This window comes from Selenomonas ruminantium subsp. lactilytica TAM6421, assembly GCF_000284095.1.
In the GTDB taxonomy this organism is placed as follows: Bacteria; Bacillota; Negativicutes; order Selenomonadales; family Selenomonadaceae; genus Selenomonas_A; species Selenomonas_A lactilytica.
The window spans coordinates 662,433-676,582 of the sequence record NC_017068.1 but is presented as its reverse complement, the minus strand read 5'-3'; the positions used below and the strand labels follow the sequence as shown (position 1 = coordinate 676,582).

General features: G+C 50.7%; 15 protein-coding genes. 2 read left to right on the top strand and 13 right to left on the bottom strand.

Features of this window, described 5'->3' with window-relative positions; translation table 11 throughout:
- Positions 1-75 precede the first annotated feature (75 nt).
- The 12 genes from SELR_RS03160 to galE form a co-directional block, all read right to left on the bottom strand.
- The gene (locus tag SELR_RS03160) at positions 76-1,797 is read right to left on the bottom strand and encodes a proline--tRNA ligase (protein WP_014423757.1); all 1,722 of its coding nucleotides are present in this window, start codon (positions 1,795-1,797) and stop codon (positions 76-78) included.
- Positions 1,784-2,866, bottom strand: coding sequence for a flavodoxin-dependent (E)-4-hydroxy-3-methylbut-2-enyl-diphosphate synthase (gene ispG, locus SELR_RS03155; RefSeq protein ID WP_014423756.1), 1,083 nt, complete (start codon positions 2,864-2,866; stop codon positions 1,784-1,786). The genes SELR_RS03160 and ispG overlap by 14 nt, the downstream gene beginning before the upstream one ends.
- Positions 2,867-2,871: 5 nt before the next feature.
- Entirely contained in the window at positions 2,872-3,909 is a 1,038-nt protein-coding gene (gene rseP, locus SELR_RS03150) for an RIP metalloprotease RseP (RefSeq protein WP_014423755.1), read from the bottom strand.
- 14 nt (positions 3,910-3,923) lie between these two features.
- A complete protein-coding gene (locus SELR_RS03145) occupies positions 3,924-5,075 on the bottom strand; it encodes a 1-deoxy-D-xylulose-5-phosphate reductoisomerase (protein ID WP_014423754.1) in 1,152 nt (383 codons plus the stop codon).
- A gap of 12 nt (positions 5,076-5,087) precedes the next feature.
- The gene (locus SELR_RS03140; protein ID WP_014423753.1) at positions 5,088-5,915 is read right to left on the bottom strand and encodes a phosphatidate cytidylyltransferase; all 828 of its coding nucleotides are present in this window, start codon (positions 5,913-5,915) and stop codon (positions 5,088-5,090) included.
- Positions 5,916-5,930: 15 nt separating this feature from the next.
- Positions 5,931-6,740: an undecaprenyl pyrophosphate synthase gene (gene uppS / locus SELR_RS03135; RefSeq protein ID WP_014423752.1), complete on the bottom strand. Its 810-nt coding sequence runs from the start codon at positions 6,738-6,740 to the stop codon at positions 5,931-5,933.
- A gap of 85 nt (positions 6,741-6,825) precedes the next feature.
- The gene (locus SELR_RS03130; RefSeq protein WP_014423751.1) at positions 6,826-6,996 is read right to left on the bottom strand and encodes a 4Fe-4S ferredoxin; all 171 of its coding nucleotides are present in this window, start codon (positions 6,994-6,996) and stop codon (positions 6,826-6,828) included.
- Positions 6,997-6,999: 3 nt separating this feature from the next.
- Positions 7,000-7,212, bottom strand: coding sequence for a hypothetical protein (locus SELR_RS03125; protein ID WP_014423750.1), 213 nt, complete (start codon positions 7,210-7,212; stop codon positions 7,000-7,002).
- Positions 7,212-7,769 carry a ribosome recycling factor gene (frr, locus tag SELR_RS03120; RefSeq protein WP_014423749.1) on the bottom strand — a complete coding sequence of 186 codons (558 nt, stop codon included), beginning with the start codon at positions 7,767-7,769 and terminating at the stop codon, positions 7,212-7,214. Before frr ends, SELR_RS03125 begins: the two co-directional genes overlap by 1 nt.
- Positions 7,769-8,494, bottom strand: a complete 726-nt coding sequence (pyrH, locus tag SELR_RS03115; RefSeq protein ID WP_014423748.1) for a UMP kinase — start codon at positions 8,492-8,494, stop codon at positions 7,769-7,771. The genes frr and pyrH overlap by 1 nt, the downstream gene beginning before the upstream one ends.
- Positions 8,495-8,625: 131 nt before the next feature.
- Entirely contained in the window at positions 8,626-9,420 is a 795-nt protein-coding gene (locus tag SELR_RS03110) for a polysaccharide biosynthesis/export family protein (protein ID WP_014423747.1), read from the bottom strand.
- 28 nt (positions 9,421-9,448) lie between these two features.
- Positions 9,449-10,465 (bottom strand): UDP-glucose 4-epimerase GalE, encoded by a 1,017-nt coding sequence (gene galE / locus SELR_RS03105; protein WP_014423746.1) that lies wholly within the window; start codon positions 10,463-10,465, stop codon positions 9,449-9,451.
- Between the two features lie 163 nt (positions 10,466-10,628).
- Between galE and SELR_RS03100 the strand changes: the two genes are divergently transcribed.
- Both SELR_RS03100 and SELR_RS03095 read left to right on the top strand, forming a co-directional pair.
- Positions 10,629-11,495, top strand: coding sequence for a hypothetical protein (locus SELR_RS03100; RefSeq protein ID WP_014423745.1), 867 nt, complete (start codon positions 10,629-10,631; stop codon positions 11,493-11,495).
- Positions 11,496-11,670: 175 nt separating this feature from the next.
- Positions 11,671-12,792: an IS256 family transposase gene (locus tag SELR_RS03095; RefSeq protein ID WP_102013402.1), complete on the top strand. Its 1,122-nt coding sequence runs from the start codon at positions 11,671-11,673 to the stop codon at positions 12,790-12,792.
- A 93-nt stretch (positions 12,793-12,885) separates the two neighbouring features.
- Here the strand turns inward: SELR_RS03095 and SELR_RS03090 are convergent, their stop codons facing one another.
- Positions 12,886-14,115 carry a nucleotide sugar dehydrogenase gene (locus SELR_RS03090; protein ID WP_014423743.1) on the bottom strand — a complete coding sequence of 410 codons (1,230 nt, stop codon included), beginning with the start codon at positions 14,113-14,115 and terminating at the stop codon, positions 12,886-12,888.
- Between the last annotated feature and the right edge of the window lie 35 nt (positions 14,116-14,150).

Sequence of the window (14,150 nt, the reverse complement as noted above, 5' to 3'; positions counted from 1 at the left end):
ACTGTTTGAGCTTATGTGTACATGTATACTTAATCAAAAAGCCCTCCCCGCAGGGAAGGCTTCATAATTGTTCTCTTAAAGGGTAGCCAGGATTTCCTGAACCTTGGCCAGATATTCATCACGGCTGACGGTGAACATCTCACCGGTCTTGCGCACCTTGATTTCAATCTGTCCTTCTTCCACGGCCTTGGGGCCCACCACTACGCGCAGCGGATAACCAATCAGGTCGCAGTCCTTGAACTTGACGCCCGCACGTTCCTTACGGTCGTCCAGCAGGGTGTCGATGCCGGCGGCCTTGCATTCCTTGTAGATTTCCTCGGAATAAGCCAGCTGATCTTCCTTCTTGGCATTGACAGCCACAACCACCACTTCAAAGGGAGCGATGGCCCGGGGCCAGATAATGCCGTTCTCGTCGTTGTTCTGCTCGATGGCAGCAGCCATGGTACGGCCTACGCCGATACCGTAGCAGCCCATGTAAAGGGGCTGCTGCTTGCCCTGCTCGTCCAGGAACATGGCGCCCATAGCCTGGCTGTACTTCGTGCCCAGGGTGAAGACCTGGCCGGCTTCGATGCCACGGGTCATCTTGAGCTCTGCGCCGCAGTGAGGGCAGGCATCCCCTTCCTTGACCATGCGCAGGTCGGTGACGATAATGCCCTCAGCATTGAAATCGCGCTGCGGGTTCACATTCTTGTAATGGGCATCCACTTCATTGGCCCCGGCCACCGCATTGTGCATATTCATGACCGTGGGATCAACGAGGACAATCACATCTTCGCCGGGCTTGATGCCAATGGCACTCATAAAGCCCGGGCAGCCGCCGGCATTCATGATGGCTTCATCTTCTGCCATGGTGAGTTCCAGCGCGCCTTCCACCTGATTGATGACCTTGACTTCATTGACATCATGGTCACCACGGACAAAGGCCAGTACGAGCTTGCCGTTATCGGACTGGTACGCTACGGCCTTGATGGTCTTTTCCATGGGAATGTTCAAGAACTGGGCCAGTGCCTCAATGGTATTGGCCCCCGGCGTAGCCACCTTTTCCAGCGGCAGTTCTTCTTCTGCCGGGGCTTCGATCGGTGCCAAAGCAGCTTTTTCATCGCTGGCGGCATAATCGCACTTGGAGCAGTAAGCGATATTGGATTCGCCTGCTTCGGCCAGCACCGTGAACTCATGGGAATGGCCGCCGCCGATGGCACCGTTGTCGGCCTCTACGGGACGGAATTCCAGGCCCATGCGGGTATAGATGTTGGTGTAGGCATCATACATCTTCTGATAGGAAACGTTCATGCCTTCCACATCTTTATCAAAGGAGTACAAATCCTTCATGATAAACTCACGACTGCGCATCAGACCGAAGCGGGGGCGGCGTTCATCGCGGAACTTGTCCTGAATCTGATAGAGCATCAGTGGCAGCTGCTTGTAGGAGCTGACTTCATCCCGCACCAAATCCGTAATCATTTCCTCGTGGGTCGGCCCAAGGCAGAAGTTGCGGCCATGACGGTCCTTGATGCGCATCATTTCATCGCCATAAGCTGCCCAACGGCCGCTTTCCTCCCAAAGCTCGGAAGGCTGCAGGATCGGCATGCCGATTTCCTGACCGCCAGCGGCGTCCATTTCCTCCCGGATGATTTCCTCGATCTTGCGGATGACACGCCAGCCCAGAGGCAGATAGGTGTACATACCGCCAGCTACCTTGCGGATCATGCCGGCCCGGTACATGAGCTGATGGCTGGCAATCTCGGCTTCAGCCGGCGTATTGCGCAGGGTAGGTGCATATAAGTTACTTGCTCGCATTGTTCTTACGTTCCTCCAATATCGCATCGATTTCTTTAAAGAGTTCTTCTACTAAATTCTCTTCCGGCACTTTGCGGATGATTTCGCCCTTGCGGAAGATCAGGCCTTCGCCGTTGCCGCCGGCAATGCCGACATCGGCGCCCCGGGCCTCGCCTGGGCCATTGACCACACAGCCCATCACAGCTACATCAATAGGATCTTTGATGCCCTCCAGCTTCTTTTCCACCTGCGCGGCAATGGCGGGCAGGTCGATGCTGGTGCGGCCACAGGTGGGGCAGGCCACCAGCGTGGGCCCGTACTCCTTGAGCCCCAGAGACTTCAGGATTTCATTGGCCACCTTGACTTCCACCACCGGATCACCGGTCAGGGAAATGCGGAAGGTGTCACCAATGCCTTCCGCCAGCAGTGCGCCGATGCCCACAGCGGACTTGATGATGCCCGTGTTCACCGTACCGGCTTCTGTAATGCCCAGATGCAGGGGATAATCCACCGTCTTGCTCATCAGGCGGTAAGCCGCCAACGTCAAGGGCACATCATGGGCCTTGAGAGAAATCTTGAGGTCATGGAAATCCAGATCCTCCAAAATCTTCACATGCTGCAGGGCCGATTCCACCAGTGCTTCCGGGGTGACTGCCCCGTACTTGGCCAGGATCTTCTTGTCCAGCGAACCGGCATTGACGCCGATGCGGATGGGGATATGGGCTTCCTTGGCGGCCTTGACCACCGCCCGCACCTTTTCCTCCCCGCCGATATTGCCGGGGTTCAAACGCAGGGCAGAAATTCCCTGCTTGATGGCTTCGAGAGCCAGCTTATAGTCAAAGTGGATATCGGCCACCAACGGAATATTGATTTCCCGGATGATATTGCCCAGATTCTGGGCCGCCTCCATATCCGGCACAGCCACCCGCACAATATCGCAGCCAGCATTCTGCAGGGCCTTGATCTGGGAAACCGTAGCCTTGGTATCCGTGGTCTTGGTATTGCACATAGACTGCACGGAAATCGGCGCACCGCCACCGATGGCGACATTTCCAATATGGATCTGTCGGGTTTTCTTTCGTTCAAACATCTATCTTAGCCTCCCGTAAAGACGCGTACAATGTCATTTTTGGTTGCTAAAACCATCAGCAGGATAAGCAATACGATGCCCACCTTCTGGGTGTACTCCAAAGCCTTGGGGCTCATGGGCTTGCCCCGCACCGCCTCCACGCACAGCGTCACGAAATGGCCGCCATCCAGTGCCGGAATCGGGAACAGGTTCACGATGCCCAAGTTGAGGCTCAGGAACGCCGCGAAATTCAGCAGCGGCACAAAGCCCATCTGGGCCACTTCCCCAGCCATCTGAGCCACGCCAATGGGGCCGGCCAGTTCTGAACCGGAAAGCTTCAGTACGATCTGCAGCAGAGCATCCAGCATCATGGCAATGATCATATAGGTCTTCTGCACGGCCAGACCTGCCGCCTCAAAAAGTCCCGGATGCCTGGTATCCACAGAACTCATAACCCCTACCATGGCTTTTTTCGCCTGGGAGTCATAGACCGGCGTCATGGTCGTTTCGATGGTCTCTTCACCACGCTGGGCCACCACCTTTATGGGCGTACCCTCATTGTCCTTGACATGATCGACAAACTCCGTCCAATTGGCAATTTCCTTGCCATCGAGACTGATGATCCGGTCGCCATCTTTGAGGCCGGCCTCAGCTGCTGCCTTGCCCTCTATCACGGTGCCAAATACCGGCTCCGGACTCGGCGTGCTGACCCCCACAAAGAAGAAGATGCCAAAGAAAATCACCAAGGGCAGGATAAAATTCATAATGGAACCAGCAAGGATTACAATCATGCGAGAAAGTACCGGCTTTTCGCAGTAGCCCCGGCTGCCCGCTTCATTATTGCTGGGGTCCATACCCGCAATATCATTGAAACCGCCCAAGGGAATCGCCCGCAAAGAATACACGGTTTCCCCATAGGTGAAACTGATAAGCTTCGGCCCAAAGCCGATGGCGAATTCATCCACCCGCATGCCCGTAAGCTTGGCGGTGATGAAATGCCCCAGCTCATGCACCAGTACCAATAAACCAAAAACAAAGATAGCCGCTGCAATGGTTAATACCATAGTGTCACCGTCCTTTATTTCTTCCGTAAAACTTCCGTGGCAAATTCCCTTGCCCAACGGTCTTCCGCAAAGAGTTCTTCCAGTGTCGGTTCCATAATGCACTCACGCTTCAGCATCGTTTCTTCGATGATATCATAGATATCCAGGAACTTGATTTCGTCCTTAAGGAATGCCCCTACCGCCACTTCATTGGCCGCATTGAACACGCAGGGCATGGAACCGCCCATAGCCCCGGCCTCGTAAGCAAATTTCAACCCCTTGAAGGTATCCGTGTCAGGCTTACTGAATGTCAAATCCTGCATCTGCCAGAAATCCAGACGGTCAAATTCCGACTGCACACGGTCAGGATAGGTCAAGGCATACTGAATGGGCAGCTTCATATCCGTGGAACCCAACTGGGCAATCACAGCCCCATCCCGGAACTGCACCATGGAATGCACGATGCTCTGGGGATGGACAACCACCTGAATCTGATCGTAACTTACATCATAAAGCCACTTGGCTTCAATGACTTCGAGGCCCTTATTCACCAGGCTGGCCGAATCCACCGTGATCTTCTGACCCATATTCCAGGTGGGATGGGCCAAAACTTGTGCCTTGGTGGCCTCTAAGAGCTCTTCCCGCTTCTTGCCACGGAAGGGGCCGCCGGAACAGGTCAGCAGCAGCTTTTCGATGCTCTTCATCTTCTCGCCCTGCAGGCACTGGAAGAAGGCACAATGCTCACTGTCTACAGGCAGGATCTTGACGCCCTGCTCCTTGGCGCGGCGGGTGACGATCTCACCAGCCACCACCAGGGTTTCCTTATTGGCCAGGGCGATGTTCTTCTTCGCATCCAAAGCCTTCATGGTGGGTTCCAAACCGGCAAAGCCCATCATGGAGGTAACCACGGTGTCCACGCCGTCAAAAGCTGCCGCATCAATAAAGGCCTGACGGCCGCCGGCCAGCTGTGTTTTGCCACTGTAACGACTCTTGAGGCGGTTATAGGCAGTTTCATCAGCCAATACCGCCAGTTCCGGCTCGAACTCTCGAATCTGCTGCTCAAAGAGTTCATCACGGGAATTGGCCGCCAACACACTGATATGGAAAAGCTCAGGATTCCTGCGCACCACTTCCAAGGTCTGCGTACCAATAGAACCAGTGGAACCCAATACTGCAATATTCTTCATCGTCAAATCTCCTTACTTGCCCAAGAGATTCACAAACTGGACAAAATAGTAAACCAGCGGTGCCGTAAAGAGCACGCTGTCAAATCGATCCCAGACACCACCGTGTCCCGGAATGATATTGCCGGAATCCTTGATGCCCACATAGCGTTTGGCCACGGATTCCACCAAGTCCCCCAACGTCGCCAGAATGGCAATCGCGAGGCCTAAGATAGCCATCGCCTGTAACGGCAGGTTCAGGAAATAACCCAGTCCCGCCACCACTGCCGTGGTACCGACCAAAGAGCCCATAAAGCCCTCAATGGTCTTGTTAGGACTGATGGACGGACAGAGCTTATGCCTGCCGATCGCCGTACCCGTAAAGTAAGCAAAGGTATCGCTGGCCCAAGTGCCGATGAACATAATCCAGACAAAGGCATTGCCAAAGGTGAAATTGCCGATTTCCGTCGTGAACACCGTATCCGGCAGGAAATTGCGCAACAGCAGCAAACAGGTGAACGGGAACCCAATATAGATAAGCCCCGCCCCAGAGGCCAAAGCATCCATGATGCCCGTGGAGGCACGCAAAAGCACGCTTTCCAGCAAAGTCACCATAATGATCAGCGGGCAGGCCATTGCCAGAAACTCCGGCTTCTGCCAGGCCGCATACCACATCAGCCCCAGGGCGATGAAACCCGTAACCAGGGACAGTCCCATGCCCCGCTCAGAAAAAGCCCGGGCATATTCAAACCAGGCCAAAAGCATCAATAAAAGAGTAAAACCGGCAAAGACCACGCCCCCGGTCTGAATCACGAAGGCGGCGGCAGCAATGCCGATTATTCCGGTTATAATTCGTAGTAACAAAAAGCAACGCTCCTATTATTTATTAACCAGGCCGCCAAAACGACGGTCACGGCTGGCAAAATCCTTCATGGCATCCACAAAGCACTCTGGCGAGAACTCCGGCCAGGGCACATCCGTGAAATAGAATTCCGCATAGGCTGCCTGCCACAACAGGAAGTTGGACAGACGCTTGTCCCCGCTGGTGCGGATCATCAGATCCACCGGCAGATTCCCCACCGTATCCAGGCTGTTCTCAATCAGTGCCTCATCAATATCAGCCGGGCTTAACTTGCCATTTTGCACATCGCCGGCAAGCTTCTGCACTGCCCGCACCAATTCATCCTGCCCGCCATAGTTGGCTGCAACATTGAACTTGACGCCGGTGTTGTTCTTCATGAGCTCTTCCGCTTCCCGCATCTGTTTCTGCAGGGAATCCGGCAGCCCATCCAGACGGCCAATAAAATGGATCTGCACATTATCCTCGTGCATTTCCTGCAATTCCTTTTTCAAGTATTCGGAGAAAAGATTCATCAGGAAATCGACTTCCGACTCCGGCCGCTTCCAGTTCTCCGTGGAAAAAGCATACACAGTCAGAGCGTCCAGTTCCAGGCCGATAGCCGTCTTGAGGATATTCTTGAGTGTCTTGACACCAGCGCTGTGACCGGCAGTACGCAGCATCCCCTGCCCCTTGGCCCAGCGGCCATTGCCATCCATGATCACCGCCACATGACGGGGAAGCCGTTCCCAGTCAATTTCCTTGAACAGCGGCGAATCATGCTCCGGGATAGCGAAATCATCACGGCCCGCCAGAGTCGTAACCGCTTTTCCCAATATTTTCTTCAGCATATATAATCCCTCACTAGGAAATTTACCTCATAATGCAAAAACAAGCCCCTCTGCCTAAAGCACCAGAGGGGCTTGCAAAGTCGCGTCAGGGAGCCTCGATAGCAGATACCGGGCAGCCAGCAGCGCAAGCGCCGCACTCTACGCACTTATCCGGGTCGATTTCATAACGTTCTGCACCCTCGCTGATTGCCTCTACCGGGCAAGTAGCAGCGCAGGAACCGCAAGAAATGCAATCCTCACCAATTTTGTAAGCCATGTATTACACCTCCTTCAAAGGCATTTGTTTGGCCGCCAATGTCAGAAGCAGCTTGCCGTCTGCTGTCTCACGCTGGCGGATAACATATAATCTAGTATCATCCACAGGGAAAAAATCCCGCGTGGGCTTTGCTAGCTCGCTCGTATAGGAAATGCCTGCAGCCTTAAGCCGCTCCTTTGCCACTTCCCAAGGAAGTGCCATCACATCCAAGTCCATCAGACTTCCATTACTTCCTTTTCCTTGCCGGCACGGGCAGTATCTACCACTTTGACATATTTGTCAGCCAGCTTCTGCATGGATTCCTGAGCCTTTTTGGACTCGTCTTCCGTGATTTCCTTGCCTTTTTCCAGCTTCTTGATGGCATCGTTGCCGTCACGGCGAATATTGCGGATTGCGACTTTAGCTTCCTCAGCCTTCTTGTTGACGGTCTTCACCAGTTCCTGGCGGCGCTCCTGCGTCAGGGCAGGGATAGCCAGACGGATAGCCGTGCCATCGGAGTTCGGGGATAAACCAAGATCCGACTTCATGATAGCCACTTCCACCTCATGGAGCATGGATTTTTCATAGGGCTGGATCATGATCATACGGGGTTCCGGAACAGCAACCTTCGCAATCTGGTTCACCGGCGTCGGCGTACCGTAATAGTCAACCATCACCTTGTCCAGCAGGGACGGCGTAGCACGGCCAGCCCGCAGGGAGCCGAACTCACGTTTCAGAGCGTCGATGGATTTCTGCATACGCTCTTCATGAGAGCTAAGAATATCTTTTACCATTACTTATTACCTCCTACCGTGGTGCCGATCTCTTCACCGAGAGCTGCGCGCACGATGTTCTCATGATTGTCAATATTGAAGACAACGAGAGGGATCTTGTTGTCCATGCACAGGCTCGTAGCCGTGGTATCCATGACCTGCAAGCCCTTGCTGATGATTTCCAGATAAGTCAGTTCATCGAACTTCTTGGCATTGGGGTTCTTGTTCGGATCGGAATCATAGATCCCATCCGTGCCCTTCTTGGCCATCAGGATTACATCGGCTTCGATTTCTGCTGCACGCAGAGCCGCCGTCGTATCCGTGGAGAAATAAGGATTACCCGTGCCGGCACCGAAGATGACTACACGACCTTTTTCCATATGGCGGATAGCCTTGCGGCGGATATAAGGCTCAGCGACCTGACGCATCTCGATAGCCGTCTGTACCCGGGTGTCAACATCCATCTTCTCCAAAGCATCCTGCAATGCCAAGGCATTCATAACCGTAGCCATCATGCCCATATAGTCAGCCTGGGCACGATCCATACCCTTGGCCGAACCGGACAGGCCACGCCATATATTGCCACCGCCGACAACGATTGCTACATCCACGCCACGTTCCCGAATGCTCTTGATCTGCTTGGCAATATCTTCCACGATGGGCGGATTGATGCCAAATCCCTGTTCACCAGCCAGGGACTCACCGGACAACTTCAGGACAACCCGTTTATATTTCGCTGTTTCCAAAACTAATACCCTCCATATCAAGCATCTCTGTACTTGCTTCTTACTCACACTAACTTATATTATACATGAAAACAGCCGGGAACACAAAAGTTTTGTGCTCCCGGCTGGATAATTTTCCAGTTTTGCAGATATTAATCTACAATCGCTTTATAGTAAGTATAAGCCTGGAAGAAGGGCAGGATATCCTCTTTCCACTTGATGCCATTGGATTTTGGAACATAGACGATATCGCCGTCCTGCAAAGCCACATTCTGGGTAAGGTCATGGTGTCTGATAAAAGCCTTCATATTCAGCTGACGGTAATACATGGTGTTATCAATGACACGGATCACCTGTACACGAGTACTGCGGCCGCGACTAGTAAAACCACCGGCCGAAGTGATGGCGGCATAGGCACTGAGATTATCGATATTCATGTTCTTGATGCCCGGGCTGCCCACTTCCCCCATCACATAAACCTTGCGGGGGCCATAGCTTTTCATGGAAACCACGATGCTGGGAATCTTAATGTAACGGGACAATTTTTCCTTGATGACTTCGCCGGCTTCCTCCAAGGTCAGACCGGCCAGTTTTACCCCGCCCACATAGGGAAGGGTTGCATATCCATCCGGGCCGATGGCCACCACATCGCCACTGCTGTCCGTAGAACCGGTGCTATAGCCGATGCCATTGGGAAAGCCCAAAATGCTCAGCTGAATCACATCATACTTGGTCAGACGATATTCACTGGTCAGCTGGTCACGATGCAGGCTGGCCGTTTTAAAGATATTATGGGCTTCCACATAGCCATTGACCACGGGCTGGACAGCCTCTGTAGCAGGCACTTCCACCATGTTGGCTCCAGCATTGGCAGCAGCCGCATCAGCAGGTGCATGTGCTAAAAGAGCCACTGCAGCCAGCAAGCTGCAGATAATGCTTTTTTTCATAATAAAAACACTCCTTTTTCGTTTATTTTTATCCGACATACCCATTAGGATTCTTTTTCTGCCAGTTCCATGAATCACGACACATATCTTCGATGTCGAACTCGGCTTTCCAGCCCAGTTCTGCCAGAGCTTTTCCTGGTGCAGAATAACACGTCCCAATATCGCCAGGGCGCCGCGGATCAATAACATAAGGAATTTCAATTCCCGTGGCATTCTCAAAGGCCTTAACGATTTCCAAAACGCTATACCCTTTCCCCGTGCCAATATTGTAAATCTCAACACCGACATTCTTTTCCACAGCCTGCAAGGCAGCAACATGGCCACGGGCCAGATCCACCACATGAATATAATCCCGCACCCCGGTTCCATCCGGCGTGTCATAATCATTGCCAAAAACATGCAGGCATTCCAGTTTCCCTGCAGCCACCTGCGTAATATAAGGCATCAGATTGTTCGGTACACCATTGGGATTTTCACCAATCAGCCCGGAAGGATGCGCACCAATTGGATTGAAATACCGCAACAGCACCACATTCCAGGACGGGTCAGCTGTATGCAGATCCGTCAGGATCTGTTCAATCATCCATTTCGTCCAGCCGTAAGGATTCGTACACTTTCCCTTAGAAACATCCTCCGTAATGGGAATCACCGCTGGATCTCCATACACAGTGGCAGAAGACGAAAAAATGATATTTCTGCAGCCATGCTTCCGCAGCACATTCACCAGCATCAAAGTCCCGCTAATATTGTTCTCGTAATACTCCAAAGGCAAGGAGACAGACTCGCCAACAGCCTTCAAACCGGCAAAATGAATGCAACAGTCAACGGGATGCTGATCGAGAACCGCAGACAGAGCATCATGATCCCTGATATCCACCTGATAAAAAGGAATGGAAACGCCCGTGATTTTTTCCACCCGCCGCATCGCTTCGGCAGAAGAATTAACAAAATTATCCACCACACATACGCTATGGCCCGCATGCAGCAGTTCAATTATTGTGTGGGAACCGATAAAACCAGCTCCACCTGTAAGTAAAATATTCATTGTTCATCACCTGTTTATTTGTATAACATGATATCTAGTCTTGCTATTTTTAATTTATTCATCCACATTGAAAGCACCTATAATGTAAATTATAGATATTGTTATTGTTTTATGTTAATATGTATTTAGTTGTTATTTATCGTCTTGAAAGGAAGCGACCTTTATGACAGCCTCACGGCCCAAGCGCAACTACAAGGATTCTCTGTTTCGCCAATACTTTGAAAAACCAACCTACCTAGCCGGTTTCCATGAACGCATCACAGGCATTCCCACCGCGCCAAAGGACATAACCATCACCACCATAAAAAACATCATGTTCAGCAGTCAGAAGAACGACATCTCCTTCCTTGCTGGTGACAGATTCATGGTACTAACCGAACATCAGAGCAGCCTGAATGAGAACATGCCCTTGCGAATGCTACTATATGTTGCCATGCTTTACTACAAGCGCGTCAAGCGTAAAGCCTTGTATCGTGAACACCTTATCCCACTTCCAGTTCCAGAATTCTATGAATTCAGCCTAGCAGATCCCCACCTGCCACTTATCCAAAAGTTACGGCTATCAGAAGCCTTTCCAAAAAATATTCCATTCGAAGCTCCGCTGGAGCTCATTGTCACAAGGCTTAATATCAGTTATAATGAAGACAAGGATAAACGCAGTGAACTGCTCAAATATAAGCCCATCTGCGATTACAGTTTCTTTGTCCACAAGTCTAAAGTGTTAAAGGCAAGCGGCCTCCCCTTAAAAGAGGCGATTCAACAAACCACAGATTTCTGCATTAACCACAACATAATGAAAGATTTTCTACTCGAACACTACGAGGAGGTTTTTGATATGTACAGCATACAGTGGAACGAACACGATTATGGTGCAGCCATGAAAGCCGATGGCCGTATTGAAGGACGCAATGAGATGGCCACTGATACCGCACTCAAAATGCTAAGTTGTAACGAACCGATTGAAAAAATCGTTACCTACACCAATCTGAGTCCAGAAAAAATCGCCGAACTAGCCCAACAGCTTCACTAAAACTCATTACAATAGAGAGTATGAAAAAATCTCTGTAAATGAATTTTCCTCGAAAACATAAGGTCTTCTATGATAAACTATAATCAAATCATAGGAGGCCTTTTATCATGGCAAGACAGAAAAAAGAGATTCACAAAGTAGAAATGACCGATGGCAAGCGTGCCATCTCCAGCAGTTGTTCCAAGAGTACAACATCGAGAGCGCTACTGATATCCAAGACGCCCTGAAAGACTTGCTGGGCGGCACCATCAAGCAAATGATGGAAACGGAAATGGATGAGCATCTAGGCTACAGCAAGTCTGAGCGCTCCGATAGTGAGAATGCCCGCAACGGATACAAAACCAAGCGTGTCAACAGCAGTTATGGCAGTTTTCATATTGATGTTCCGCAGGATCGTCAGTCCACCTTCCAGCCCCAGGTTGTCAAGAAGCGGCAGAAGGATATTTCCGCCATTGACGAGAAAATTATCTCTATGTATGCCAAAGGCATGACCACCAGACAGATCTCTGAAACTTTGGAAGACATTTACGGCTTCGAGGCTTCAGAAGGGTTCATATCCGATGTTACCGATAAAATTCTGCCTCAGATTGAGGAATGGCAGAGCAGACCGCTTTCCAGTATCTACCCCATAATTTTCATTGATGCCATCCATTTTTCTGTAAGACATGACAATATGATTACCAAATTGGCTGCCTATGTCGTGATGGGAATAAATGAAGATGGCCGCAAGGAAGTCCTTACGCTTGAAGTGGGCGAAAATGAGAGCAGCAAATACTGGCTGGGCGTCCTGAACAGCCTCAAGAACCGTGGCGTAAGGGATATCCTTATTCTTTGCTCTGATGGGCTTACCGGCCTGAAAGAGGCCATTTCTGCAGCATTTCCGAAAACGGAGCACCAGCGCTGCATTGTCCACATGGTGCGCAATACACTGAAATACGTCGCCAACAAGGATATGAAAAATTTTGCCAAAGATCTCCGCACCATCTATACCGCCCCTGATGAGAAGGCCGCCGTTAATCGGCTGGAGGAAGTGGACAAAAAATGGACGCCCCATTATCCAGCGGCACTGAAGCGTTGGTTTGACAATTGGGATGTAATAACGCCAATATTCAAGTTCTCAACAGCGTACCGCCGTCTGAACAGCCAGAGCAGTGTTTTCCCCGGCCAACAGTCCCTGCTAAAGGCGTTGTATTTGGCAACGTTTGAAGCTACCAAGAAATGGTCCATGCCCATCCGAAACTGGGGCAAAGTAAGGGGCGAACTGACCATTATGTACCCTGATAGATTACAACCGTAAAATACATCCATGCTGAAATCATAGAAGACCTTTTACAGACTTTTATTCACCCCCTCTCTTTAACTGCCAGTACCGCAAAATGCGCCTGTATTTTCAGTCTCTCCTAAACAAATCCCTTGTATACACTTTTTCTTCTACATCATCCAAACTGCTTTCATAGCGATTGGCAATAATTGAATCACTGCCTTTCTTGAACTTATCCAGATCATTGACCACCAAACTGCCAAAGAAAGTCGTGCCATCCGGCAGTGTAGGCTCGTAAATAATAACCGTTGCCCCTTTGGCCTTCAGACGCTTCATAACTCCCTGAATAGAGCTCTGTCGAAAATTATCTGAGTTAGCCTTCATGGTCAGACGATATACGCCGACTGTAATCGGACGTTCCTTTTCCGCATTCCACATAGAGCTGGCCGTATAATAGCCCGCCTTCTCCAACACCCGGTCGGCAATATGATCTTTTCTGGTGCGGTTGCTCTCCACAATGGCATGGATCAGATTTTCCGGTACATCCTGGAAATTGGCCAAAAGCTGTTTCGTGTCCTTCGGCAGGCAGTAGCCGCCGTAGCCGAAGCTGGGATTGTTATAAAAATCGCCGATGCGAGGATCCAAGCTAGCCCCCTTGATAATATCCGCCGTGTTCAGACCTTTCAGCTCTGCATAGGTATCCAGCTCATTAAAGTAAGATACCCGCAAAGCCAGGTAGGTATTGGCAAAGAGCTTTACTGCCTCCGCCTCAGTAGATCCCATAAGCAGCACCGGAACCTCCTGCTTCTCCGCAGCTTCTTGCAAAAGCCCTGCAAAAGTGCTGGCCGCTTCTTCCTCGCCATTATGTCCTACTATAATGCGGGATGGATAAAGATTATCGTAAAGAGCCTTGGATTCCCGCAAGAATTCCGGACTGAAGATAATACGATCTGTATGGAATTTCTCCCTTATCTTTTTCGTATAACCAACTGGAATGGTTGACTTTATGACAATAACCGCCTTATCCGATGATTTCAGCACCAAATCAATGACACTTTCCACTGCCGAGCAGTCAAAGAAATTCTTCTGCGGGTCATAGTTGGTTGGCGCTGCCACAATCACATAGTCCGCCGAAGCATAGGCGCTGGCACCATCAGTGGTGGCGGTCAGTTTCAACTGACGCTCCTCATGCTCATCCAGATACTTTTCAATATAATCATCCTGTATAGGACTGCACCAATTATTGATCTTCTCCACCTTTTCTGGCACAATATCCACAGCCGTTACGTCATTATGCTGGGATAAAAGCACCGACATACTGAGTCCTACATAACCTGTTCCCGCTACTGCAATTTTCAAATATAACACTCCCTAATCTCAAAGGTAATGTAAAT